General features: G+C 64.6%; 21 protein-coding genes and 1 pseudogene. 14 read left to right on the top strand and 8 right to left on the bottom strand.

The genetic code is table 11. The features are described 5' to 3' along the window. Nucleotides 1-538 precede the first annotated feature (538 nt). From nrdH to ACFTSA_RS14775, 6 genes are all read left to right on the top strand, one after another. The gene (gene nrdH / locus ACFTSA_RS14800) at nt 539-784 is read left to right on the top strand and encodes a glutaredoxin-like protein NrdH (RefSeq protein WP_076802586.1); all 246 of its coding nucleotides are present in this window, start codon (nt 539-541) and stop codon (nt 782-784) included. 55 nt (nt 785-839) lie between these two features. Continuing rightward, on the top strand, nt 840-1,346 hold the full coding sequence (nrdI, locus tag ACFTSA_RS14795) for a class Ib ribonucleoside-diphosphate reductase assembly flavoprotein NrdI (RefSeq protein ID WP_377952210.1): 507 nt from the start codon (nt 840-842) through the stop codon (nt 1,344-1,346). A 26-nt stretch (nt 1,347-1,372) separates the two neighbouring features. Then, nucleotides 1,373-3,529: a class 1b ribonucleoside-diphosphate reductase subunit alpha gene (gene nrdE / locus ACFTSA_RS14790; protein WP_377952208.1), complete on the top strand. Its 2,157-nt coding sequence runs from the start codon at nt 1,373-1,375 to the stop codon at nt 3,527-3,529. A gap of 103 nt (nt 3,530-3,632) precedes the next feature. Continuing rightward, a complete protein-coding gene (gene nrdF, locus ACFTSA_RS14785; protein WP_306923998.1) occupies nt 3,633-4,607 on the top strand; it encodes a class 1b ribonucleoside-diphosphate reductase subunit beta in 975 nt (324 codons plus the stop codon). Between the two features lie 283 nt (nt 4,608-4,890). Further along, entirely contained in the window at nt 4,891-5,325 is a 435-nt protein-coding gene (locus ACFTSA_RS14780) for a transposase (protein WP_377952206.1), read from the top strand. Then, complete coding sequence (locus ACFTSA_RS14775) at nt 5,258-5,647, top strand: hypothetical protein (protein ID WP_377952232.1); 390 nt, start codon at nt 5,258-5,260, stop codon at nt 5,645-5,647. The genes ACFTSA_RS14780 and ACFTSA_RS14775 overlap by 68 nt, the downstream gene beginning before the upstream one ends. 563 nt (nt 5,648-6,210) lie before the next feature. Here ACFTSA_RS14775 and ACFTSA_RS14770 read toward each other — a convergent pair. Then, nucleotides 6,211-6,420 carry a hypothetical protein gene (locus ACFTSA_RS14770; protein WP_377952205.1) on the bottom strand — a complete coding sequence of 70 codons (210 nt, stop codon included), beginning with the start codon at nt 6,418-6,420 and terminating at the stop codon, nt 6,211-6,213. A gap of 177 nt (nt 6,421-6,597) precedes the next feature. Beyond that, nucleotides 6,598-7,173, bottom strand: coding sequence for a MarR family winged helix-turn-helix transcriptional regulator (locus tag ACFTSA_RS14765; protein WP_377952203.1), 576 nt, complete (start codon nt 7,171-7,173; stop codon nt 6,598-6,600). A 389-nt stretch (nt 7,174-7,562) separates the two neighbouring features. Here ACFTSA_RS14765 and ACFTSA_RS14760 point away from each other — a divergent pair, with 389 nt between their 5' ends. Beyond that, nucleotides 7,563-8,360: an FUSC family protein gene (locus tag ACFTSA_RS14760; protein ID WP_377952202.1), complete on the top strand. Its 798-nt coding sequence runs from the start codon at nt 7,563-7,565 to the stop codon at nt 8,358-8,360. 408 nt (nt 8,361-8,768) lie between these two features. Here ACFTSA_RS14760 and ACFTSA_RS14755 read toward each other — a convergent pair. The 4 genes and pseudogenes from ACFTSA_RS14755 to ACFTSA_RS14740 all read right to left on the bottom strand — a co-directional run. After that, nucleotides 8,769-8,962, bottom strand: a pseudogene (locus ACFTSA_RS14755) (hypothetical protein); the annotation flags it as partial. A 481-nt stretch (nt 8,963-9,443) separates the two neighbouring features. Further along, nucleotides 9,444-9,794 carry a hypothetical protein gene (locus tag ACFTSA_RS14750; protein ID WP_377952200.1) on the bottom strand — a complete coding sequence of 117 codons (351 nt, stop codon included), beginning with the start codon at nt 9,792-9,794 and terminating at the stop codon, nt 9,444-9,446. Between the two features lie 675 nt (nt 9,795-10,469). Then, a complete protein-coding gene (locus ACFTSA_RS14745) occupies nt 10,470-11,249 on the bottom strand; it encodes an SDR family NAD(P)-dependent oxidoreductase (RefSeq protein ID WP_377952199.1) in 780 nt (259 codons plus the stop codon). Nucleotides 11,250-11,304: 55 nt separating this feature from the next. After that, nucleotides 11,305-11,616, bottom strand: coding sequence for a hypothetical protein (locus ACFTSA_RS14740; protein ID WP_377952197.1), 312 nt, complete (start codon nt 11,614-11,616; stop codon nt 11,305-11,307). A 483-nt stretch (nt 11,617-12,099) separates the two neighbouring features. On the opposite strand from ACFTSA_RS14740, the gene ACFTSA_RS14735 reads away from it, so the two are divergent. Further along, nucleotides 12,100-13,146, top strand: coding sequence for an MsnO8 family LLM class oxidoreductase (locus ACFTSA_RS14735; protein ID WP_377952196.1), 1,047 nt, complete (start codon nt 12,100-12,102; stop codon nt 13,144-13,146). A gap of 246 nt (nt 13,147-13,392) precedes the next feature. Here ACFTSA_RS14735 and ACFTSA_RS14730 read toward each other — a convergent pair whose 3' ends face one another. Then, nucleotides 13,393-13,512: a lasso RiPP family leader peptide-containing protein gene (locus ACFTSA_RS14730; RefSeq protein ID WP_377952227.1), complete on the bottom strand. Its 120-nt coding sequence runs from the start codon at nt 13,510-13,512 to the stop codon at nt 13,393-13,395. Between the two features lie 6 nt (nt 13,513-13,518). Here ACFTSA_RS14730 and ACFTSA_RS14725 point away from each other — a divergent pair, with 6 nt between their 5' ends. From ACFTSA_RS14725 to ACFTSA_RS14700, 6 genes are all read left to right on the top strand, one after another. Further along, nucleotides 13,519-13,728, top strand: a complete 210-nt coding sequence (locus tag ACFTSA_RS14725) for a hypothetical protein (protein ID WP_377952231.1) — start codon at nt 13,519-13,521, stop codon at nt 13,726-13,728. Between the two features lie 243 nt (nt 13,729-13,971). Further along, the gene (locus ACFTSA_RS14720) at nt 13,972-14,265 is read left to right on the top strand and encodes an SDR family oxidoreductase (RefSeq protein WP_377952194.1); all 294 of its coding nucleotides are present in this window, start codon (nt 13,972-13,974) and stop codon (nt 14,263-14,265) included. 92 nt (nt 14,266-14,357) lie between these two features. Continuing rightward, nucleotides 14,358-14,630 (top strand): SDR family oxidoreductase, encoded by a 273-nt coding sequence (locus tag ACFTSA_RS14715; protein WP_377952192.1) that lies wholly within the window; start codon nt 14,358-14,360, stop codon nt 14,628-14,630. A 427-nt stretch (nt 14,631-15,057) separates the two neighbouring features. After that, nucleotides 15,058-15,717 (top strand): SDR family oxidoreductase, encoded by a 660-nt coding sequence (locus tag ACFTSA_RS14710; protein ID WP_377952190.1) that lies wholly within the window; start codon nt 15,058-15,060, stop codon nt 15,715-15,717. Between the two features lie 431 nt (nt 15,718-16,148). Continuing rightward, a complete protein-coding gene (locus tag ACFTSA_RS14705) occupies nt 16,149-16,982 on the top strand; it encodes an aldo/keto reductase (RefSeq protein WP_377952189.1) in 834 nt (277 codons plus the stop codon). A 232-nt stretch (nt 16,983-17,214) separates the two neighbouring features. Further along, on the top strand, nt 17,215-19,146 hold the full coding sequence (locus ACFTSA_RS14700; RefSeq protein WP_377952187.1) for a glycoside hydrolase family 15 protein: 1,932 nt from the start codon (nt 17,215-17,217) through the stop codon (nt 19,144-19,146). A 252-nt stretch (nt 19,147-19,398) separates the two neighbouring features. Here the strand turns inward: ACFTSA_RS14700 and ACFTSA_RS14695 are convergent, their stop codons facing one another. Beyond that, a complete protein-coding gene (locus ACFTSA_RS14695; protein ID WP_377952185.1) occupies nt 19,399-23,292 on the bottom strand; it encodes a choice-of-anchor D domain-containing protein in 3,894 nt (1,297 codons plus the stop codon). Nucleotides 23,293-24,080 lie beyond the last annotated feature (788 nt).

Raw genomic sequence — 24,080 nt, 5'->3', positions numbered from 1 at the left:
CCTGTGCAACTCCGGGGCGGGCTTCCTGCCGGGTACCCTGTTTGGGCCGCTTATGGGGCTGGCCCGCGGGGGGCCGCCGCCATACCGGGGGTTTTCTTTAACCCCTGGGGGGGCCCCGATGGGTGCTGGGGCACCCCCACTGTTGTGTTCCGTGCCACCCAAACAGTCCCCTCGGGGGCACCGCGACACGCCGTCTGCGGCACGACACGCTGGCGTTTAAATGTGTCTAACTACTCCACAGGGTGTGGATTCCGTCCGCCAGAAACCCGGAAATCCGGACATTTTGAGGGCCCGGGCCTGTGGATTAAAAGTGCATTAAATGACATACTTGTAATACATCATCTTGGGGTCCCATCCGGGGCCGCGCACTACATGTAGTATCGACATACAGATTGAGCGGGAGGCCGGCGCAGCCAGTACTGGACGGTAAGGTCCGGGCAGAGTCCACCGCTACGATGCCAGAGATTTAAAGACAGAGACACCAGCAAGGTCTCAGAAGAGTGCAGCAGCAGTGACTTCAACAAAGGGGACAGGAACCATGACCGTTACGGTTTACACCAAGCCGGCCTGCGTACAGTGCAACGCTACCTACCGTGCGCTGGACAAGAAGGGCATCGCCTACCAGAGCGTGGACATCTCCCAGGACGCGGACGCCCTTGAGCGCCTGAAGTCGCTCGGTTACATGCAGGCCCCGGTCGTCGTCACGGACCAGGACCACTGGTCCGGTTTCCGCCCCGACAAGATCGAAGAGCTGGCACTCAGCGCGTCCGCTTCCGTGGCCTAGGGCTGCACCCCCGCCGTTTCCGGCAAGGAATTTCCAAGTAGATGAGGTGACTCGCATGGCCGCGCCGGCACTTGCCGATGCGCCGGCCGCAGCCCGCGCTGCGGACACGACGCCCGTCAGTCAGACACCGCCCGTGAACCAGACCCGCAGCCGCCTCATCTACTTTTCCTCGGCCTCCGAGAACACCAGGCGCTTCATCGAGAAGCTTGGTGCGGACGCCGCCAGGATACCCCTGCATGCGAAGGATGAACCCCTCGTTGCCCGTGAGCCGTTCGTGCTCGTGGTCCCCACGTACGGCGGGACAGGCGGCGAGGGTTCAGTGCCAAAACAGGTCATCAGGTTCCTGAACAACCCGGAAAACCGGCGCCTGCTCAGGGGCGTCATCGGGGCCGGAAACACGAATTTCGGGGACAACTACTGCATGGCAGGCGACATCATCGCCGCCAAGTGCAAGGTCCCCCACCTTTACAGGTTCGAACTCATGGGTACGCCGGAAGACGTCTCCCGTGTACAAAAAGGATTGGAAGAGTTTTGGACACGACTGTCGCAGACACAGAAGTAACCAGGCCCGACGGAAAGGACGCGTCCATGGACACGGCTGTTGAAAAGCAGGAGAAGCCGGCGCTCCCCGCTGCCTACAAGGGCCTGGGCTACCACGAGCTGAACGCGATGCTGAACCTCTACGGCCCGAACGGCGAGATTCAGTTCGAGGCTGACCGCGAGGCGGCCCACCAGTACTTCCTGCAGCACGTGAACAACAACACGGTCTTCTTCCATGACCTCGAGGAGAAGCTCGACTACCTGGTGAAGAACCAGTACTACGAGCGCGAAACCCTCGACCAGTACACGATGAACTTCATCCGTGACCTGTTCAACCGCGCCTACAAAAAGAAGTTCCGCTTCGAGACCTTCCTGGGCGCCTTCAAGTTCTACACGTCCTACACGCTGAAGACTTTCGACGGCAAGCGCTTCCTCGAGCGCTACGAGGACCGCGTGTGCATGGTCGCCCTGCACCTGGCCCGCGGCAACGAGCAGCTGGCCACCCAGATGGTGGACGAGATCATCGAGGGCCGCTTCCAGCCGGCCACCCCGACGTTCCTGAACGCCGGCAAAAAGCAGCGCGGTGAGCTGGTGTCCTGCTTCCTGCTCCGCATCGAGGACAACATGGAGTCGATCGGCCGCTCCATCAACTCCGCCCTGCAGCTGTCCAAGCGCGGCGGCGGTGTCGCGTTCGCCCTGACCAACATCCGCGAGGTCGGCGCACCCATCAAGCAGATCGAGAACCAGTCCTCCGGCGTCATCCCCGTGATGAAGCTCCTCGAAGACAGCTTCTCCTACGCCAACCAGCTGGGTGCCCGCCAGGGCGCCGGTGCCGTGTACCTGCACGCCCACCACCCGGACATCTACCGGTTCCTGGACACCAAGCGGGAGAACGCGGACGAGAAGATCCGCATCAAGACCCTCTCACTCGGCGTCGTCATCCCGGACATCACCTTCGAGCTGGCCAAGAAGGACGAGGACATGTACCTGTTCTCGCCGTACGACGTCGAACGCGTGTACGGGATGCCGTTCTCCGACGTCTCGGTCACCGAGAAGTACTACGAGATGGTGGACGATTCCCGGATCAAGAAGACCAAGATCAAGGCGCGCGAGTTCTTCCAGACCCTCGCCGAGATCCAGTTCGAATCCGGCTACCCGTACATCATGTTCGAGGACACCGTAAACCGGGAAAACCCGATCGACGGCAAGATCATCATGTCCAACCTGTGCTCGGAGATCCTCCAGGTCTCCCAGCCCACGACGTACCACGATGACCTGTCCTACGACGAGACCGGCAAGGACATCTCCTGCAACCTGGGCTCGCTGAACATCGCGAAGACCATGGACTCGCCGGACTTCGGCCTGACCATCGAGACGGCCATCCGCTCGCTCTCGGCTGTCTCGGACATGTCCAACATCACCTCGGTGCCGTCCATCGCCCGCGGCAACGACCAGTCGCACGCCATCGGCCTCGGCCAGATGAACCTGCACGGCTACCTGGCGCGTGAGCGGGTCCACTACGGCTCCGAAGAGGGCCTGGACTTCACCAACATCTACTTCTATTCCGTGGTGTTCCACGCAGTCCGCGCGTCGAACCTGCTCTCCATTGAGACCGGCCAGACGTTCGGCGGCTTCGAGAAGTCCAAGTACGCCTCCGGCGAGTTCTTCGACAAGTACATCGAGCAGGAATGGGTCCCGCAGACCGAGAAGGTCCGCGAGCTGTTCAAGGACGTGCACATCCCCACCCAGGAGGACTGGCGCGGGCTGAAAGCCTCCGTCATGGAGCACGGCATCTACAACCAGAACCTGCAGGCCGTACCGCCGACCGGCTCGATCTCCTACATCAATAACTCCACCTCCTCGATCCACCCGGTGGCGTCCAAGATTGAGATCCGCAAGGAAGGCAAGATCGGCCGCGTCTACTACCCGGCGCCGTACCTGACGAACGACAACCTGGAGTACTACCAGGACGCGTACGAGATCGGCTACGAGAAGATCATCGACACCTACGCCGCCGCCACCCAGCACGTGGACCAAGGCCTGTCGCTGACGCTGTTCTTCAAGGACACCGCCACCACCCGCGACATCAACAAGGCTCAGATCTACGCCTGGCGCAAGGGCATCAAGACCATCTACTACATCCGTCTCCGCCAGCTCGCGCTCGAAGGAACGGAAGTGGAGGGCTGCGTTTCCTGCATGCTGTGACCTCTGGTCGAGCCTGACGAGACCAAGGCCACGTACGACGGCGGGTGCCCGCCCGCCGTCGTACGCTTTAAGTAAGAACCCACCCAACTTTTTAGGGGATGACATGACCGAGAAGGTCAAGCTGCTGAGCCACGTCGAGGCCATCAACTGGAACCGCATCCAGGACGACAAAGACGTCGAGGTCTGGAACCGCCTCGTCAACAACTTCTGGCTGCCGGAGAAGGTGCCGCTGTCCAACGACGTCCAGTCGTGGAACACCCTGACCCCGGCTGAACAGCAGCTGACCATGCGTGTGTTCACCGGCCTGACTCTGCTGGACACCATCCAGGGAACCGTCGGCGCCGTTTCGCTGATTCCGGATGCGATCACCCCGCACGAAGAGGCCGTGTACACGAACATTGCCTTCATGGAGGCCGTGCACGCCAAGAGCTACTCCTCGATCTTCTCCACCCTGTGCTCCACCAAGGAAATCGACGACGCCTTCCGCTGGTCCACCGAGAACGAGAACCTTCAGAAGAAGGCCCAGATCGTCATGGACTACTACCAGGGCGACGATCCCCTGAAGCGCAAGGTGGCCTCCACGCTGCTGGAGAGCTTCCTGTTCTACTCCGGCTTCTACCTGCCGATGTACTGGTCCTCGCGCGCCAAGCTGACGAACACGGCTGACTTGATCCGCCTGATCATCCGCGACGAGGCCGTGCACGGCTACTACATTGGTTACAAGTTCCAGCGCGGGCTGGAGACCGTCTCCGAGGCGCGCCGGCAGGAAATCAAGGACTACACCTTCGAGCTGCTCTTCGAGCTGTACGAGAACGAAGTCCAGTACACGCACGACCTCTACGACGGCGTCGGCCTGGCCGAGGACGTCAAGAAGTTCCTGCACTACAACGCCAACAAGGCGCTGATGAACCTGGGCTACGAGGCTATGTTCCCGGCCTCCGTCACCGACGTGAACCCGGCCATCCTGTCGGCCCTGTCGCCGAACGCCGACGAGAACCACGACTTCTTCTCGGGTTCGGGCTCGTCGTACGTGATTGGCAAGGCCGTCAACACCGAGGATGAGGACTGGGACTTCTGAGCGGCGGCTGCCGCCGCTGCGTGTTGGTCTAGGGACGGATGGTCGGGCCCGGGGTGCCAATACGCCAGAGTTTTAGGCGATCCTGACGTGCACGGGGGACCTAGACGATATGACTGGAGGTCGGGGACAGCTGATCCGTTCTGTGTGGGCCCTTCTGAGGCCTGATTGTCGCCGGGGTGGTTCCCGGAGCGCCAGCTCGCGATAGTCGGCGTCCCTGTTGTGCTTTGGTGGCGCTCCGGGTCCTACCCAGGGCGCGCTGGCCTCTGTCAGAAGGGCCGCATGAATGGGGAGGCTTCGGCGTGCACTGTTTGAGGGCTGGAAGCGTACTCACGTGGGCTTGGATGTCCACGCCCTCACGGTCGTCGCGTGCGGGATCGACGGGCTGACCGGTGAGATCTTCCGGACCCGGCTGACACCTGACCATGGTGAGGTTCTGGCCTGGATCCAGGCACTACCTGGCCCTGTCAAGGTGGTTTACGAGGTCGGCCCAACGGGCTTTCCGCTCGCCCGGACGCTGCGGGCAGCGGACGTCGATTGCTTGGTCGCCGCCCCGTCCAAGCTCCAGCGGCCTTCCGGAGACCGGGTGAAAACAGATAGGAACGACGCCCTGCACTTGGCCCGGCTGCTGAAACTCGACCAGATCCGAGGTCGTGGTTCCGGAGCCGGCACAGGAAGCTGCCCGGGACCTGGTCGGCGCCCGCGAAGACATCCGCGGTGACCTCATGCGCGCCAGGCACCGGGTCTCCAAACTGCTGCTGCGCCAAGGCGCTGCACGGCAACGTTTTGACTCAGGGACGCTGCAGTTGACCTACAACCTTGCGCTGGAATCCGTGGCCGAAGCCCTCGACCGCCGCGCCAGGGCCGACAAAGCCATCCGCGCCATCGCCTACGACAGCGCATACACCCCGGTCGTGCGTACCTTGGAATGCCTCAGGGGTGTTTCCACGCTGACTGCTTTCGGCCGGGCCGTGGAAAATCGGGGACTGGACCCGTTTCACCGGGTCCACGATCGGCGCCTACCTCGGACTGGTTCCGTCTGAAAACTCATCCGCCCAACACCGGGCACAAGGGGCGATCACAAAACCGGAAACACCCATGCACGCAGGCTCCTGGTCGAAGCCGCCTGGCACCACCGCCGACCCTACAACCCCTCGCCATCGCTACGGGCCTGCTGGGCAGCGGCCACCCCGGCAGCCAAAGCTCGCGCCCAGGCCGGCAATCGTCGCCTGCACGAACGCTGGCTCAGCTACCAGGAACAAGAAATGACTGCGACATGGTCGCTGTCGGCCGAGGCTGGCTTCAGTATCGAGCAAGAGACCCAAGAGAAGCTCTTTCACAGCCTGGGCGTGGGGCCCTGGACCGTTCTCAAGGATTCCGAGCTCCGGGACGGCATCAGCTTCGGTGTTTATTGCGCGCTTGGTGAGCCTGCCCGTCGATCAAAGTTAATAGCCGCCCCAGGATGGGACCTTAGGGTCACCTCCGGCTCGCCTGGCTTCTCAGGGCAATGGCGAGACGACCCATCACCGCGAGTGGATAGAAGACTTGGCTCTCGACAAAAAGTCCGGGAACCTCATCGAGCCTCACTGTCCGCTTTTCTGTTGAGTCAGAGGCTCGGGACGCCGTTGTTGGAATAGGCGGTAGTCACTCCTTTGTCGGTGAAGACATCGTGAAACACGTCGCCTACCGGTATGCCCGGGACAGGGCTGACCTCGTCATTTCGACGCACCCTGATGCTGATCACGTGAACGGTCTCAGGGAAGTAATCGACACCATGGACGTGGGCGAGCTGATGATCCATCAGCCGCGACGTCATGCGGCAAACGTCAGGGATTTCAGTGATCTTGAAGCACTCGACGGACTAATGGCAGCCGCAAAGGAGGGCGGTGTTGTCGTAACAGAACCGTTCGCTGGCACGACGTGTTTGGGGGTCTACCACGCAAACCGGGTAGCGCGTCGGCTGATGCTCACCCGAAGCCCGCGCTGCTGCGGCTCATCCGGAGGACTCGGGCGCGCCGTTCCGCCGGTCCTTGCTGGACCCGGCTTGGTGGCCGCGTCCTTGCTCCCACACGGAGGTCAGTGCCCGCAGGGGATCGACCAAGCCCTCGATGGCCCAGGCCGGGGCTTCGGCGAGTAGGGCATCTTCGAGGGCGAGCTGGGCGGGAATCACCTCGTCCACGAGTGCGGCGCCAGTGTCGGTGAGGGCGAGCAGGGACGAGCGGCCGTCGGCCGGGTTGGCCGTCCGGCTCAGCAGTCCCCGAGCCTGGAGGGCGTTCAGCCGCATGGTGATCGCGGAGCGCGGGGCAAGCAGCGTCTGGGCCAGCGTCGTTGGGCTCAGAGGTTCGCCCGCACGGCGCAGCGCGGAAAGCACGTCCAGCTCGCCGCGGGTGAGCCCGTAGTCGGCGAGGAAGGCGTCGCTGGCTTCGAGGATGAGGCGGGAAGCGCGCAGCACGCGGTGGATCACCCCGAGGCTGGTGAAGCTCAGGTCCGGGCGCAGCCGGGCCCACTCACGCTGCATCCGGTCCACTACGTCGCCATGAGCGGGCAGGCCGTCTGCGTCCTGATCCATCCGGCTCCTCCGTCCACCGTGGCCCCCGTGGCCGTCGCCTCGGTCAATCACAATAGTAGTTCATAAGTGTAGTAACCTTGAGGTACTTCATTCCTGTACCACCTCGGAAGGTTAAAATGACGCAGGCCACCCCCACGCGGTCCTGGTGGGGGGCAGTCTTCGACCTGGGCCCGCATGCCGGCGCCCATTGGACCGCCCTGCGCGCAAGCCTGGCGATCTTCGTGCCGCTGGTGGCTTGCTTGGCATCCGGTCGCGGCGACCTGCTGCTGTATGCGGCGATCGGCGCCTTCACGGCCCTGTACGGCCGACACGAGCCGGCTCGGGTACGCCTAGACATGCAGGCGCAGGCGGGCGTCGTGCTGGTGGTCGGTGTCGTCGTCGGCGCCCTAGTGGCGACCGTCCCGTTCCGGCTCTGGGTGCTCGTCCCGGTCGCGGCCGCTTGGGCCGGCGTCGCAGTAGTGGTAGCCGAGCTGGGCCGATGGCATCCAGCCGGAGCTCTCAACCCGGTCTTCGCCCTCACAGCCTCCGCCACGGTCCCGATCACGCTGAGCACGGTGCCCACAGCCGCCCTCGCTGCGACTGGCGCGGCCGTCTTCGCGCTGCTGCTCGCCCTCCCGGGTCGGATCGCCCGCGACGGCGTCGACCCGGTGCGGTATCGGCTGTCGTGGCGCATCCTACGCCCGTCCGACCCGGTGGGCCGCCACGCCGCCCGCTATCTGCTCGGTATCGCCGGCGCCGGCCTCGCCGTCGCGACCAGCGGCATCGGCCACCCCTACTGGACTTTCGTCACTGCATCCGTCCCCATGTCGGCACCCGACCTGCACGCCCGCCTCACGCGCGCCACCCAGCGGGTGATCGGCACCGCCGCCGGCCTCGGGGCCGCAGCCCTCGTCCTGGCCGCCCACCCCAGCAGCTATGCCGCGATCATCCTGATCGCCGTGCTCCAGGCGTGCACCGAGCTGACGACGGGGCGCAATTACAGCCTAGGCCTGGTCTTCTTCACCCCGATGGCCCTTCTGCTCGGCGATCTCATGCTGCCAGCCTCGATCGGCACCCTCCTGACTCAGCGCGCCCTCGAGACCGTCATTGGCCTCACCATAGCCCTGGCCGCCACTGTCGTCACCCCCGAAAGGCGCACTCCTACGAGCCGGACCCCACAGCGCGATCATCTGGTCGACCAAGCGTAAAGGCGGCCACCTGGAGGCGAACCTGCCCTCAGCCGCGTGGCGATTTCAGTAGAGGCTCGATTATCGGCAGATGAACGCACTCACAACCGGAACAGGGACAGTCGAGTTACTATCGCGCAGGATTGACGTGGGGCTTTCGTCGAGTTTCGGATGTCGAACGTAACCTTTGTATCTATTAATTTGTATCTATCAAGGGGTCCAGACCTCGAGAGCTATACTCCCGGTCTAGCGGAATCCCGTCCTGGCGCGCAGAGAAGGAAGCTTGCTGGACTTGGGGGTGGGCAGTTCTACGGATTTCACACCAGCGGCGGGACGGTGCCCCTCTCTTCGAGCGCGAGATGTTGCACGCACGTGCTGAGGCTTTCGAACGCCTCTGGTCCGGGTCTTGTCTAAGCCCATGGGACTTCTATCGGCCCAGTCCCGTTCCGTCACCGGGCTGGTCTTCCACCGGTAGTAGCCTCGCTTGCTGAATCCCAACGCCCTGCAGGTCACTGCCACGGGAAGTCCTTCGCAATCTGCGCCAGCGGCGCCTCGCCCTTGCGGGCCACATCAATGACATCCTGGCGGAGCTCCGCCCCATAAGCCGTGGGCTCAGTTAACATCCTTCCACGAGCACAGACTCGCTAGGTCAAGGAGTCAACGAAGGGATTCTTGTCGGAGTGGAGCACTGTTCGTTCCCCAATGCTTGTTGCTACCCGTTCAACGTCAACGTCAGTTGCGAGGAAGCCGTTGATTTCGGCAGTGCTTCCAGTGGTTCAGGGAAGCCTGCCACCAACACGAGACCGCCCAGCTCTCATGGCTCCGGCACCGCAGCGAGTAACTCGTAGGGCGGTGACTACACCGAGGTAATGTGTCAACTACCTGGTCGCATCCGGCACTCTGAGTGCCGCGCTTAAGCGTTGAAGCCAGGAACCAGTTTGCATCCAGCCAAGATTCGTACCCGTGGACGATGACGACGCGCCGGACGGATTGAACCGGCATGGTCATAGGCAAAGACTCTATTAGGGATAGGGGGCGCGCCAGTCACATGAGGGCGGCTCAGCCGACCGGTGGCGGCTCCTGGCGGCGGCATCAGGTCTGTCGTCAGGAGGTGCGGTCCCGGTCCTCGCTGTTGATGAAAACCTGCACCGCCACGACATGCCCTTCTGTCAGTCCCTCCTCGGGGGCCGGCTTCTCCAGCAGGATGGGCTTGTGGTACTGGTGCGCCCAATCGTGCACGTCCGTCCCGAGCGCGTCGTCGACCCACACAATGCCGTCCCAGTCCGCGGCGCCTTCGGCCTCCATTTTGTTCAACCACCTGGCCACAGACCCCAGCTTTGGCGTCTGCTGGTCCTCATCGTCCGGGACCGGCGTGATCGCCACCCGCAGCGGGGTCACGTCAAGCTTCAGCTGCGATTCGAGACGGTCCAGGACATCTTCAGGTGATGTGGCCACCCAAGCGATCCTCCCTTTGGTGGCGAGCCGCCGCACCAACGCGACCTTCAAATCCGAGAGGTGGGCATTCGCACTTAGAGCTGTCATCCGGCCGAGGCTTTGGGTTGAGCACACCGTTGACGTCCAGGAGGATGATTGGCTTCATGACCGAGACCTTAGTGCGTCTCCAGACCTGACGGTAGCCGCCAGACGCTGTTTTCCCGGCTCACTTCGTCTATCGCTGCAGCGGCGTTCGGTCAGGGCCCCTGGCCGTTCCCGCGCTTCCGCAGCAGCCTCAGCACAAGAGACAGAGCAACCGCCGCAGCGCCAGCGACCACCAGCAACCACCCGAGTGAGACCATGGCCGGGATGCCCGTATCGGCCGCCGGTGGTCCTTCGCTGGAGCGGTTGCGTCAGGACTGGTCTGGACCGGGGATGCTGCAGAAGGTGACGTCGGCGGGGACGTGGTTGGGTGGTGCATTTCAGCAGGCGTCGGCCCTTCCTTTGGATGCAAGAGCGACAAGTAACAGCGTGCCGCAGGTGAAACTCGGGACCAAGGTTTGCTCGCGCTCTTGTGGCCCCCTCGACTTCCATGGAACGTTGCCCATCTGCTGCGCAAAACGAGAAGTGCCACTCCTCTCCTTGGCCGCTTATCCGTCGGTACCGGGGCCTGCCGAGGCCACTGAACGTAGGTCTTCACAGGGTTGTGATGAGGCCGCCGTCAATGGTGAAGTTTGACCCTGTGGCATTGGCCGCCTTGTTGCTGGCGAGGAACAGCACGACGTCGGCAATTTCGGATGGGTGGCTGAACCGTCCCGTCGCCGCGCCGGATGCGGCTGCGGAGGCAACATCGGCGGGGGTGCGGCCAGTTGCCCGGGACACGGTATCGGCCACGCCGCCGCTGCCGAGCCACAAGTCCGTCTCGACGGGCCCTGGGCTGACGCAATTTACCCGAATGCCTTGACGACCGTATTCCTTCGAGAGTGATTTGGCGAAGTTCCACAGGGCCGCTTTCGCTGCGCTGTAGTCCATAACCGCAGGATCCGGCAGGAATGCATTGACCGAAGCCACGTTGACAATGGTGCCCCCGCCCGCCTGCAGCATTTTCGGAAGGACAGCCCTGGTGACGCGCATGGCCGCCAGGAAGTTCAGGTTCAGGGAAGCAGCCCAGTCATCATCGGAGATCTCCAGGAAGCCACCAATTCGGGTCTTGACGGCGCCGACATTGTTGACCAGAATGTCGACTTTTGTCCCGGCCGCGTTGACCAACGCGTCGCCCGCGTCCGGCTCCGACAAGTCAACTGGGACGAACTTGAGCTGTCCGTTCCCCGAAAGTTCCCCCAACTCGGGGGAGGTAGATCTTGCGCCAGCAATGACGGTGGCACCTTCGGCCAGGAGGGCCCGAACAATGGCCAGGCCTATTCCTTTGCTGGCCCCTGTAACGAGGGCTACTTTCCCGTGCAGTCCGAGTTCCATGGAATTAGAATGCCTTGCTGCTCAGCCAATGTAACGTAACGTTGGCGACGTCGTTCTAACGGTTATCAAGGGTCAGGGAGTCTGCATGACCCGCAAAGTCGTGGTAGCTGGTGACGGATTTGGGATTGTTGGCGGTCGCGTCCTCGAAGAGCGGGCGCCCGGGGCCGGGAATGGACCACTTCTTAAAGAGTTCGTTGGACTCACCTTCCTCCAGCGTGTTGCCAAAGCCGAAGTGAAACTGCTTGGCATTCAGGGGGACCGCTTTCTTGCGGTTCGACGGGTTGGACGCGTACCCGTGCGCCACGAGTTCCTGGCTGATGAGTCCTTGTGTCCGGATTCTCCCGGGTGTCGGCCGCCGTTCGGGCATCGCCGGGCCATCCCGGAGCCGTTGCCGTACAGCCGGGAGGATGGGACTTCTCGGGCCAGGGATCCCAGGCGTTGGAAGGGAGCCGCATGCCGTGGATGAACACGACTGGGTCGTCGTGGTTGGAGTGGGTTCGGACATCGCAGTGTTCCTTTCTGGACAGGAAACCAACGTCGTACAGAGGGCGGGACCAAGAACCTTCAGGCACAGTTTGCGCCGACATTCCAGCCATGGCCAGTAGGTAGTCCTTTCCTTTCTTGGCCGCCTGCGCGAAGGTGATGCCGCGGCGTACCAGAAGCCCCACAAACGCGGCGGTGGTTGCATCATCGACCTTGGGGACCGATCCATCGAGATGCAGCAGCCACAACTGTCTAATGCATCAACGGCCCTCGGCCGTCCGCACATTAGGTTGGACGGTCTCCGACGCGGACTCCGTGCACCGCATTCGGAGCGGAATTCTTCCTCGCCCGGCGTGGTTCCAGCAGTATGGCCCTTCCCCTTCCCCGGATTTCCATTCTTGACCGTGCCAACGCCCGGGAGGGGTTTCCTGCTGCCGATGCCTTGAACCGGGTGCTGGAACGGGCGCAGCGGGCCGAGGAATGGGGTTACCACCGCTTCTGGGTCGCAGAGCACCACGCGGTGCCAGGCATTGCCGGTTCCGTTCCGGCCGTGTTGATGGCCGCCGTTGCTGCCCGGACGCACTCCATCCGGGTCGGTTCAGGAGGCATCATGCTTCCCAACCACCAACCACTCGTGGTGGCCGAACAGGCGGCCACGCTGGAGGCTCTGCATCCAGGGCGGATCGACTTGGGCGTTGGCCGGTCTGTCGGTTTCACCCCGGCTGTCCGGAATGCGCTGCGCGCCGGGAAACTGGACGCGGAGCGGTTTGAAGAACAGTTGGCCCAACTGCTTGCTTACCTGTCCGGAACCGCACCCGTCACTGCCCGGCCGCGGAATGATTCGGCTACACCGGTATTCGTGCTGGCCACCGGTTCGGGAATCGATATTGCAGCCCGTGCCGGCCTGGCTGTGGTGCTGGGCGGGGCAGCCGTGTTCCGGACGGATCAGAAAGGCACACTGCCGGCGTTGGAAAGGTATCGCTCACAGTTCCGTCCATCACGCTGGTTCGAGCGGCCCTTTATCTTGGTTTCCGCCAACGTAGCAGTGGCCGCCACCCGCCAGGCGGCGAGGGAACTGCTTCTGCCCGAAGCCGTCGCGCTGGCCCGCTCCAGGACCAGCGGCGAATTCGCTGCCTTGGCACCTGTGGGTCCGGCCGAGTGGGCCGGGCTGACACTCCGGGAAAAGGAAGCGGCCGAAAGGAGCCTGTCCACATCGCTCTACGGCACGGCCACCGAGGTGCGGAGCCAAATCGAGCACCTGCTCGCGACCTCCAGGGCTGACGAGTTGCTGATCACAGGCGGAGCCTTCGACGTCGCGGCACAGGCGGAATCCGATCGGACCCTGGCCAGGCTCTTCGCCCAAGACGGGAGCCGCAGCACGGACGCCGGCCGTGGATTCGCGGCATCCCATTGACGCCCACCTGACTTTACACCGCCTAGCCGCCCTCCCAGCCGGAGCAGCCATTCCGGCTGGGCGGTCCTATGACTGGGCTGCGGTGGAGGCGCTATTGCTCGGCGCCGCCGTGCAGGGGGTCGTCGCTGGCGTCGCTGTCTGGTGTTGCGCCGAGGTCCTCCGGGGGCAGGTCGATGTTCCCGATCGCCTCGGACATGTTGGGCATTCCGGGGACGCTGTAAGTATCCGGAAAAATGCCGTGGGCTCCTACTGGCCCGGGCGACCATGTGGGCCGGATCTGAGCCGGCTGCCGCGGGTGAGATCTCTAATGTCACCAATGGCGACCAGTTCCGGTGGCGGCAACTCTGGCCAGCCTTCGCCAGGCACTTCGGCATGGACTACACCGACCCCCAGCAAGTGCCCTTGGCCGAAGCAATGCCGCTGCACCGGGGCCTTTGGGAGAAGCTCGTCGAACAGTACGACCTCGTCCGCACACCTTTCGAGAACATTGCTGGCTGGGATTTCGGGGATTTCCTGTTCCGGTCGGAGTTCGATCTCATCGACGATCAAGATCCGTCAAGCAGGGTTCACCGAGTGTCTTGACAGCCAGGACCGGTTCATCGAACTCTTCGAGCACCTCACCGCCGACCGCATCATCCCACCCGCGGAAAAGGCGGCAGGCTGTAGTACCTGAACAAAGTCCGGCCAGCAGCCATCATCGTCGCAAACGTCCCACTTTCAAATCAGCTCTTGCCGCGGGCCCCCTGCAAGAAGATAGTGGAGGGAACTCACCGCTTCGCGGCAGGAGGCAGCGGCCATGGCGAGGGCATTCGCCCCGAAGGGGCAATGCTCCACCTCGCAGGGCGCACGGAGCCGACCCTGCAGGAAGTAGCCCGGGACATCGAGAAGGCGGGCGGTAGGGCTGAGACCGCCGTCATTGATGCCCTCAATGAAGAGCAGGTGGATGCTTTTGTGGACGGGGTGGCGAGGAAAAGCGAGTCGATCGATGTCTCCTTCAACGTGATCTCCTACGGCGACATCCAGCAGCCGCTGATGGAGATTGATGTTGATGACTTCACCTTTCCCATCACCGTGGCCACGCGCACCCACTTCCTCACCACGCGTGCGGCGGCCACATGATGAAGCAAGGCTCCAGCGAGTCGTGCTGATGTTCGGCGGTTCCGGACCGCAGACGCTCCCCGGCTGGGCGGTTCAAGGTTGCCCTGGATGCGATGGAGGGACTGCGTCGGCAGTGGGCGACTGAGTTGGGCCCACACGGCGTGCGTGTGGTCACCATGGTGACCGGCGAAATCGTCGAAACCATCCCCCGGCAGGCCGAAGGCCGCGCGGAGATCGAGGAGGGAATCAAGAAGGCCACGCTCCTGAACCGCACCACCACTCTGGAGGACGTCGGGAGCACGGCATGCTTCATAGCCTCGGACAAGGCGGCGGCCATAACAAACGCCACGGTAAATATCTCCAGCGGGGCGATCCCGGACTACTAGGACTGCCAGTAGTGCCGCCTACTCCACGACCACCTTCACCCGCGACGACCGCCTTCACCCGCGCCGGCCACCCAGGGTGGCCGGTCACACCCCACCTAGCAGCCGACATCTACAGCGACACCCACGCCCGCTTGCCACCGCACACCGCGCCCAGAGCAGACCTCCCCGACAGACACTGGCACCCCGGCAACGTCGAGCACGCCCCACCCCGATGAAACATCGGCCGGTGTCGTCCCTGCGAAGTAGGAACGGCCGGCCATTCTAGGATGCGGATGAGGCCCGACGAGCGGACTGGGACCGCCGGCCGAGGACGTGCCGAATAGCCCGGGTTGCGCTATCACCTTTGGACGCCGAGCCTTCGGCAATGCCACCGAATCTGATAGCGCAAGGGGTGCCCGGATGCCGGGGCGGGGGACAGAATGGGTCTATGACGCGAATCGCAATCATCGGCGGTCACGGAAAAGTGGCCAGGGAACTCTCCAAGGTCCTGGCTGCGGACGGGCGGGAGGTCACCGCCATCTTCCGCAACCCGGACCATGCGTCCGACGTCGCGGCAAGCGGCGCCAACCCCGTCGTCCTGGACGTGGAGAACGCGACGACGGCGGAAATCGCCGGGGCGCTCTCGGGTCACGACGCCGTCGTATGGTCAGCCGGTGCCGGCGGCGGGAACCCCGCCAGGACCTACGCCGTGGACCGTGACGCCGCGATCCGCTCGATGGACGCCGCTGGCCAGTCCGGCGTCAGCCGCTACGTCATGGTGTCGTATCTTGGAGCCGGACCGGACCACGGAGTGGCCCGGGACAACCCCTTCTTCCACTACGCGGAGGCCAAGGCGGCCGCTGACTCCTACCTGCGCAGCACCAACCTGGACTGGACCATCCTCGGCCCCGGCGCGCTCACGGACAAGCCGGGCAACGGCCTGATAGACGTACACGTCAACGAGTCTTGGCAGGCTGCCGAAACCGCCCGCGCCAACGTCGCCCTCGTCGCCGCGGCCGTCCTGGAGCTTCCCGCCGCAATCGGCCGGACTATCGGATTTCGTGACGGCAGCCAGCCCATCGCTGCAGCCCTGGAAGGGCTGGCCTAGACCCTTTGGGGACCGTGGGCACATGGAGGCAGCTGGCACTCTACCGGACCGCTGCTCGCCACGGTGGTCGCTGAAAAACGTCACCGCCCGACTAAGTGCGTCGCCCGTAGGCAGTTGATTCGGGGAATCAGACGTCGAGGTCGTTCCGTGTAATCACCCTCCACCTATCGTGTCCTGCTCCGGCAGAGTAGTTTGAAGAAACACGCTTCTGTCGGACGGGGTCACCGTCCGTGTAGCCAGCAGCACCACCCGACCACCCAGTGTCAACCGGTGGGCCGCTTGGGGTGGCTGTGGCAGAAGTGAGCCGTGGCCGGGCGGCCGGTACAGTGCTTCGTCCGTTGCCGAACAACCGGGGCGGCGCGGTCCGCCGAGAAACACCGGACGCGGTGCATCCCTCTACGGGGACCAGGCATTTTCTAAGGGGAGTTACGATGCGCGAGATACTTCTTCCTTCTGGTGAAGCTGTCCCGGTGCTCGGGATCGGGACGTGGGGAATGGGTGAGTACCCCGGCAACGCCGCGCGCGAGTCGGCGGCGATCCAGATGGCCTTGGACCTGGGGATGTCCGTGGTCGATACCGCCGAGATGTATGGCAATGGCGCCGCCGAGGAACTCGTCGGAAGGGCGCTGGCAGCACGCCGCAACGAAGCGTTCCTGGTCACCAAGGTCCTGCCGCATCACGCCACTCTGCGCGGAACCGTCGCCGCCTGCGAGGGCAGCCTGCGTCGCCTTGGAACGGACAGCATCGACCTATATCTGCTGCATTGGCGGGGTGTTGTTCCCTTGGCCGAAACGCTCGAAGCCTTCGAATACCTGCAGCGCGCCAGAAAGATCCGGCACTGGGGCGTTAGCAACCTCGACGCGGCGGACATGGAAGAACTTATGCGCCTGCCCGGTGGCCAGAAGGTCGCGACCGACCAGGTGCTGTACAACCTGACTCGCCGGGGCATCGAGTTCGATTTGCTGCCCCGCTGCGCCGGGAGGGGCATCCCGGTGATGGCGTACTCGCCCCTGGAGCAGGGCCGAATGTTGGACGATCCTGTGCTGGTCCGCATCGCGACCGAACACGGCGCCACCCCCGCGCAGATCGCCCTCGCCTGGGTGCTCAGGCAGCCGCTCGTCCTGGCGATTCCAAAAGCCTCAAGCCCGCACCATGTCCAGGAATGCCGGCGAGCCCTAGACGTTCGGCTCACTCCCCGCGACCTGGCCGACCTGGATCGCGCCCATCCCCCGCCCACCCGCAAACGCGTGCTCGAGGTGATCTAGGCGGAACTCCATTCTGAGCGCAGATGCCCCGTCCATCCACAGCACGTCAGGACAATTGGCGATGGACCTCATGGGCAGAGCTCAGTCCAAATGACTCTCCGTCAAGCGGCCAGTCGGCTGGGCCGAGGTACCTTCCGTCAAGCGCATCTCCACCTGGGAGGACGCCGAGTACTGGAAGGCCGCAGCGGTCCGAGGGAGTGTCATCTGTAGCACCGCGGAGCATACTGGGTGAATGATGATCGACGTCGGATCTCGGGCCGCGGGCAGGAAACGGCCTGCGCCGGGCATGAGCCCGTTCCCGCCGATCGCGGACTACGCGTTCCTGTCAGATTGTGAGGCCAACTGCCTGATCGCTCCGAGCGGGCAGGTGGAGTGGATGTGCCTGCCGCGTCACGATTCACCGAGTGCGTTTTCCACCATGCTCGACCGGGCCGCGGGCGGTTTCAAGGTGGCACCGTACGGCGTCCGGGAGCCTACCGCACGCCGCTACCTCCCCGGGAGCCTGATCCTGGAGACCACCTGGCAGACCAGAACGGGCTGGATGATCGTGAGGGATGCCCTGGTGATGGGCCCCTGGCACCACACGGAGAAGAGGGCGCGCAGATACCGCCGCCCGCCGACGAACTACGAGGCCGAGCATTGCCTGCTGCGTACCGTCCGGTGTGTCAGCGGAGCCGTGGAGCTGTCCGTCCTGTGCGAGCCGGTCTTCGACTACGGCCGACGCCGGGCACGGTGGGAGTTCGTCAGCCCTGGATACGGGGAGGCCAGTACCATCAGCAGCGACGAGGGGGATCCGGTTCTCCGTCTCACCACCGACCGCCAGTTGGGCATTGAGGACTCCGTCGCGATCATTCGCAGCCAGATGACCGAGGGCGAGGAGGCGTTTATCGCGCTCTCCTGGACATCGGTTCCTCCGCCGAGGACGTGGGAGGAAGCTACCCAGAAGCAGTGGCAGACAACCGAGTTCTGGCGGCAGTGGATCACGGTGGGGGAGTTCCCAGACCACCCGTGGCGGGAGGAGCTGCAACGCAGCGCGCTGACGCTGAAAGGGCTCACCTATGCGCCGACCGGAGCCCTGATTGCCGCGCCCACCACGTCACTGCCCGAGACGCCCGGGGGCGAGCGAAACTGGGACTACCGATATACGTGGGTGCGAGACTCGACCTTCGCGTTGTGGGCCCTGTACACCCTCGGTCTGGACCGAGAGGCAGACGACTTCTTCTCCTTCATCCGCGACGTTGCCGCCGATGACGACCTGCAGATCATGTACGGCATCGGGGGCGAAAGGGATCTCCCTGAGTCCGTGGTTGAGGGGCTCGAAGGCTACGAGGGGGCCCGGCCCGTCCGCGTGGGCAACGCTGCGGTCCACCAACGGCAGCTCGACGTCTGGGGCACAATGCTGGACTCGGTTTACCTCCATGCCAAGTCCCGGGACCAGCTCCCCGAGCCGCTATGGCCCATCCTGCTCCGCCAGGTCGAGCAGGCAGCCTCGCACTGGCGAGACACCGACCACGGCATCTGGGAGGTCCGCGGCGAGCCGCTGCACTTCACCTCCTCCAAGCTCATGTGCTGGGTGGCCCTGGATCGCGGCACCCGGTTGGCGCGGTTGCATGGCCAGGCCGATTACGCCAGGAAGTGGGACACAATCGCGGCGGAGATCCATGAAGACATCTGCCGCAACGGTCTCGACGATCGCGGAGTGTTCGTCCAGTCCTACGGCACGACGAACCTCGATGCTTCGTTGCTCCTTGTCCCGCTCGTCCGGTTCCTGCCAGCCAATGATCCACGCGTTCGTGCCACCGTTTTGGCCATAGCCGATGAACTCACCCGGAACGGACTCGTCCTGCGCTACCGCACCGAGCAGACCGACGACGGACTCACCGGCGCTGAGGGGACCTTCACCATGTGCTCGTTTTGGCTCGTCTCAGCCCTCGTTGAGATCGGAGAAGTGGCGCGCGCCAAAGCATTGTGCGAACGCCTGCTGTCCCACGCCAGTCCGCTGGGGCTCTACGCCGAGGAGTTGGATCCGGTGAATGGCCGTCATCTCGGCAACTTCCCGCAGGCCTTCACCCACTTGGCCCTCATCAACGCGCTCATGCACCTCATTCGCGCCGAAGAGACCGACCGCGTGAGGCAATTCGCCCCGGCACACCGCAACACCTGACCAGTTGTGCGGGTTGGTGACAGTCGTCGGGTCATGCAATGCCTGTTTCCTTATGGAACGTACGAGCACCTGAGCCGGGGACGGAGTCATCCGGTGCATTGCCCGGCTCGAGCAATGGACTGCGGCCGCAGATGTACGCGGTGAAGCGGTGGGGTCCTCGGCGCCAAGTTGCCTGTCCATCGACAGTCTTCTCGTGTAGCACGGGCCGCTGCGGCCCCCACTTCCTGAATAAGGCAGTGGGGGCCGCAGTTTTTATCCGCTCACTACTCCTGTCCGCGCCGTCCAGACCAGCCGACCGCTGCGGAAATCCGATTCCCGGCCGCCGGGTACCGCATACTCGTCGGTGACGGGATAGCCGAGCCGGCCTTTCTCCCCGCCGAGTGATGTCCACTTGGCCCGGATGGAACCGTGCACCTCATGCGCGCCGGTCTTGGGCGACCAGTAGATCGAGGCCCCGCCCGACCCGGAGAAGTGGTTGTACCTGCCGACTTTGTCGAGGGCGCCCATCTCGTCGGTCAGCGGATAGCCGAGCTTGCCCTTCTCCCAGCCAAGGGACGCCCACTTGGCCCGGATCGCGCCGTGCACCTCATGGGCGCCTGTCTTGGGTGACCAGTAGATCGAGGCCCCGCCGGAACCGGCGAAGTGGGTGTACCGGCCGACCCGGTCCGGCGTGATCTTCTCATCGGTGGTTGGGTAGCCGAGCGGGCCCTTCTCGCCGCCCAGGGATACCCATTTGGTGCGGATCGCGCCGTGGATCTCATGGGCGCCTGCCGTCGGCGACCAGAAGATCGACGCTCCGCCCGAACCGGAGAAGTGGCTGTACTGCCCCGCCCCGTCCACAGCTGCCGCCTGGTCCGTGGTTGGGTACCCGAGCAGGCCCTTCTCCCAGCCCAGGGATGCCCACTTGGCCCGAATCGCGCCGTGCACCTCATGGGCGCCTGTCGTGGGCGACCAGAAGATCGACGCTCCGCCCGAGCCCGAGAAGTGCGTGTACCCACCGATCCGATCCGGCGTGATGTTCTCGTCGGTGGTTGGATAGCCGAGCGGGCCCTTCTCGGCGCCCAGGGATGCCCATTTGGTGCGGATCGCGCCGTGGACCTCGTGGGCGCCTGTCGTGGGTGACCAGAAGATCGACGCTCCGCCCGAACCCGAGAAGTCGCTGTACTGCCCCGCCCCGTCCACAGTTGCCGCCTGGTCCGTAGTTGGGTACCCGAGCAGGCCCTTCTCCCAGCCCAGCGACGCCCACTTGGCGCGGATGTCACCGTGCAGCTCGTGCGCGCCGGTCTTCGGCGACCAGTAAATCGAGGCCCCGCCCGAACCGGTGAAGTGGCTGTAGCGCCCCACGCCATCCGGCGTCACCTTCACATCGGTGGTCGGGAAGCCAAGCATGCCCGCTGCGCCGCCCGCAGCCTTGTAGCTCGTATAGGGCGCTGCATGGACCTCGTGTGCCCCCGTGGCCGGCGACCAGCAGATCACCCCGGTGACGAAGTCCTGGCACTTTCCGTCCGCTACAACGTACTGTCCGGTGAGGGCCCGCCCGAGGGAGGATGACGGGCGGCCGGCGCCGATCTGTTGTGCCTTGACGGCGATGGGGTCGTCGGTGCCGTTGCCGGTGAGCATGACCTTCAGCTCGCCCTGGCCGTCATCGGCGGTGATCAGGTAGAAGGTGTCCGGTGTTCCGGCCTGCCCGAGCGCCGCCGGCGTGAAGGTCACGCTCTGGAAGGCGGACTCACCAGGGGGGATGGTGATGCCCTCGGAGATAGGGGTGGCTGTGGAGAAGGCTCCCTGCGGCGCCTTCGCCTTGGTGATCGTCATCGGGATGTTGCCGGTGTTGTCGATGGTGAAGTCCGCCGTGGCCGATGTCCCGACAGGCACGTCCCCGAAGTCCAGCGAGGCCGGCATTTCCAGGTGTGCCGCTCCGGAAACCGCGGTTGCGGTCAGCGGCACGGTCACGGAGCCGCGGTCGCTGGTGACGACCAGCGAGTCGGTGACCGGGTCTGCCGTCGTGGGACTGAAAGTCACGGACACCGGGACTGAGGCGAGGGGCTGGATCTGCTGGCCCACCACCGGCAACATGGCGGGGTCGGCGCTAAGTGCCGCGTTGGCCGGCAGGGTGACGCCGGTGATTTCGACGGCGGTTGTCCCGGTGTTGACGATGTTGACTGTCTGCCGGTTGCTTGCCATGGTCGGCACGTCGGTGAAATGGAGCGCGGCCGGTGTGGCACCCAGGCCGTCCTTTGTGCCGACGGCGTGGATGCCGAGGAGGACGGTCTCGCCGTCGTTCGTCGTGACGGTCAGCATCCCGTCTGCCTGCCCGGGGGCGCTGGGGGAGAAAGTGACAGGGATGGTGAGGCTGCCGCCATTCGGCAGAGTCGCGGGCAGGGCGGCCGGAGTTCCGGTCCCAAACGGTGCTCCGGTTGTGACCGAGCTGACCGTCACGTCCCTGGTGGCAGTGATCGTGACATTGCCGGTCTGGGTTGCGCCCACTTCGGCCGTGCCCAGGTCGGTGTCGGTGGCGCCCACGGCTGCAGTTGTTGGGGCGCCGAAGCCCTGCACGTGGCCGTCGCGGGTGCCGACGTACACCCGGCCGTTGTCAGTGGCCACGGAGGAGAACTTGGCGGCTGTGCCGATCGGGGCGCCGAACACCTGTTGGAGAGAGCCCGTGCTGTCCGGGAGGGCGCGGTAGGCCCGCAGTTCCGCGTTGGTCCCGGGTCCTCCGGTGGAGTAGACCGCCCAGACAAGGGCGGTGGATCCGTCAGTGCCTGATGAGGTCACCGTTGGCGCGCCGGACGTGTACCCGAAAGTCCCCGTGGAGGTTCCGACGGAGGCGAGCCTGATCCCGCCCGTGCTGGTCGGCACAAGCTTGAATGCGCGCAGATAGCCTCTGTTTTCGACGGTGTAGAGATACCCGCCGTCACTCGTCCCGAGGAACGCAGGCCGTCCCCACACACCGTTGTACGGTCCGGCCGCGTCGAGGACCGCATCGGTTCCGTCCGGCCCCTGCCCCATGCCGCCCAGGTTGTCCCGGTCCAGCAGGTAGACGTGGCCGTCCTTGCCGACCTGCACCAGCAGGTGCGGGTGCTCCGCCGTGCCGTATCCGTCAGGAATGGCAACCGGGGCGCCGGAGCCCAGATCGGTGTCGTTCTGGTCCAGCTTGAGGTTGTTGGCGGGGCTGAAGAAGTCGGTGGGGGTCAGGTTGCCGTCAGTTCCCACGCGGACCCTGACCACCGATTCAGCCAGGGTGCTGGGAGGGGTCTTGCCCGGGCCGGCCTGCGGGGAGATGCCGTTCCCCGTGGCGAACAGGATCTGGCCGGGACCGTCGGATACCAGTCCTCCGCCGGACTGCCAGATCCCGCCTTCGGCGTTGGCGTTGCCTGACTCCGTGGCCCACATCGTTGTCTGACGTCCGCTGGTGGACACGCCGATGACGTAGCCGACGAAGGGGGTGTAGTCGCAGTGGCTGGCGAAGCCCGCGTACACCACCCCGTCCATGAGCAGCAGTCCCGGCCGCTGCATGGCGGTCATGGCGTTGAAGGGGCGGGTGGGATCGTTGGTGGGGGCGCCGCTGATGAGGACGGGGAACCCGGGCCGCTCCGCCCCGCTCGCGTGGTCGAGGGAATGCATGTACCAGTGCGGGAGCCGCGGGCTTGCTCCGTCGTTCGTCTTTGCCAGCAGGAAGACGCTGTTTGTTGCCGGGTCGAAGACCGGCGTGGAAGTGATTCCGATGTTGGGCGTGAGGTCACCGCAGCTCACGGTCGACGCCGGCCAGGCCGGCCCGAGGGAACGCTGCCACTTCGTCTCACCCGTGACGCCGTCCAGCCCGTAGACGGCGTTGTTTTCCGTCGCGGCAATTACGGTGCCGCCCACCACCAGGGGCTGGGCGTAGACCTGGCCGTCCACCGCCGTCGAGAACAGTTTGCCGAAGTTCGACGACGAGACGGACGACGGCGAGAGCGTGCTTTCGGTGCTGTCCCACCCGGTTCGCAGCGTATCGCGGCCAATCGTTCCGACGTCAGCAGCGGCGATTCCGCTTACGGACAGTCCGGCTGTCGCAAGGACTGCCGAAAGAACGGCACTCCATGCGCTTCGGTGCTGCGGGCGCCAGCGACGCCGGGTGGACAGCTTTGCGGCCGAGGCGCGAGTCAACGCCCCAGTTCCTCGTTGACCGAGCATGTTTGAGACCTGCTTCAGACCGTGGTTGGACTAGGCGCCGTGTCCGCTGCAGTTGGAGACTGCATCGGGCCCGGTGTGTGTCCTGAGCGGGGCCTCCCAAACCTTTACCTTCAGGACGATCCCACTGTCTGGGCAGGGCCCTAGGAAAAAGTCGGAGTCCCACCCCAAAATGAGGGGGTACGGAAGCCGGGCCACGGGCTAGGCTCTAAACCATGAAGCCCAAGGCAATCCTCGTCACGGCTTTTCTGATGGTGGCGGTTGTGGTGGCCATCATCATTGCCTGGATTATTTGGCGCCCTGACGTCACGGCCGTGTAGACGGGCCTGCGATCTCAGAAGCCAGGCGCCAGAAGGCCCGTGGAAATTCGTGCGGCTGCCCCCAGGATGTCCTTCTTCGTCGGCGCCGAGGTCGGGCGCACCAGGCCCAGCATGTTGATCGCCTCTACCAGGACCGGAACCGGCGCCTGACGCGGGAAGCTTAGTGGCCAGAAGCACGCCTACGGGTGCAGCGCGCCTGGTGGCACACCACGCTAATGCTAAGTACCGTCGTCGTAAGAACCAACGCGAAATCAGTCAGGGGCAGCATGAGCAAGCGGCCGGAAGCGGAACAAGCGCAAGGGTCCCGGCCGTACGGGGAGTCCAGCCGCTCGCGGCTCTTCGCCCGCTTCCCTGAGCTCTTTCCGGGCCGGGCGGGCCGTCGACTCGCTCGCGCCGGCGTTTGTCCGGTGGTTCGACGACGGCGCTCCCGGCGCGGCTGCCGCC

This window comes from Arthrobacter sp. NPDC057013 (assembly GCF_042674585.1).
GTDB lineage: Bacteria > Actinomycetota > Actinomycetes > Actinomycetales > Micrococcaceae > Arthrobacter.
The sequence above is the reverse complement of the archived record's forward strand: the minus strand, read 5'-3'. Positions and strand labels throughout refer to the sequence as shown.

Excerpts from the sequence above, each read along its gene's own strand:
- ACFTSA_RS14700 (WP_377952187.1), top strand. The coding sequence starts at position 17,215 with ATGATGATCGACGTCGGATCTCGGGCCGCGGGCAGGAAACGGCCTGCG.
- ACFTSA_RS14770 (WP_377952205.1), bottom strand. The coding sequence starts at position 6,420 with ATGACGTCGCGGCTGATGGATCATCAGCTCGCCCACGTCCATGGTGTC.
- ACFTSA_RS14735 (WP_377952196.1), top strand. The coding sequence starts at position 12,100 with ATGGCCCTTCCCCTTCCCCGGATTTCCATTCTTGACCGTGCCAACGCC.
- ACFTSA_RS14720 (WP_377952194.1), top strand. The coding sequence starts at position 13,972 with ATGCTCCACCTCGCAGGGCGCACGGAGCCGACCCTGCAGGAAGTAGCC.
- ACFTSA_RS14765 (WP_377952203.1), bottom strand. The coding sequence starts at position 7,173 with ATGGATCAGGACGCAGACGGCCTGCCCGCTCATGGCGACGTAGTGGAC.
- nrdI (WP_377952210.1), top strand. The coding sequence starts at position 840 with ATGGCCGCGCCGGCACTTGCCGATGCGCCGGCCGCAGCCCGCGCTGCG.
- ACFTSA_RS14715 (WP_377952192.1), top strand. The coding sequence starts at position 14,358 with ATGGAGGGACTGCGTCGGCAGTGGGCGACTGAGTTGGGCCCACACGGC.
- nrdH (WP_076802586.1), top strand. The coding sequence starts at position 539 with ATGACCGTTACGGTTTACACCAAGCCGGCCTGCGTACAGTGCAACGCT.
- ACFTSA_RS14725 (WP_377952231.1), top strand. The coding sequence starts at position 13,519 with ATGGACTACACCGACCCCCAGCAAGTGCCCTTGGCCGAAGCAATGCCG.
- ACFTSA_RS14780 (WP_377952206.1), top strand. The coding sequence starts at position 4,891 with ATGGGGAGGCTTCGGCGTGCACTGTTTGAGGGCTGGAAGCGTACTCAC.
- nrdE (WP_377952208.1), top strand. The coding sequence starts at position 1,373 with ATGGACACGGCTGTTGAAAAGCAGGAGAAGCCGGCGCTCCCCGCTGCC.
- ACFTSA_RS14705 (WP_377952189.1), top strand. The coding sequence starts at position 16,149 with ATGCGCGAGATACTTCTTCCTTCTGGTGAAGCTGTCCCGGTGCTCGGG.
- nrdF (WP_306923998.1), top strand. The coding sequence starts at position 3,633 with ATGACCGAGAAGGTCAAGCTGCTGAGCCACGTCGAGGCCATCAACTGG.
- ACFTSA_RS14745 (WP_377952199.1), bottom strand. The coding sequence starts at position 11,249 with ATGGAACTCGGACTGCACGGGAAAGTAGCCCTCGTTACAGGGGCCAGC.
- ACFTSA_RS14740 (WP_377952197.1), bottom strand. The coding sequence starts at position 11,616 with ATGCCCGAACGGCGGCCGACACCCGGGAGAATCCGGACACAAGGACTC.
- ACFTSA_RS14710 (WP_377952190.1), top strand. The coding sequence starts at position 15,058 with ATGACGCGAATCGCAATCATCGGCGGTCACGGAAAAGTGGCCAGGGAA.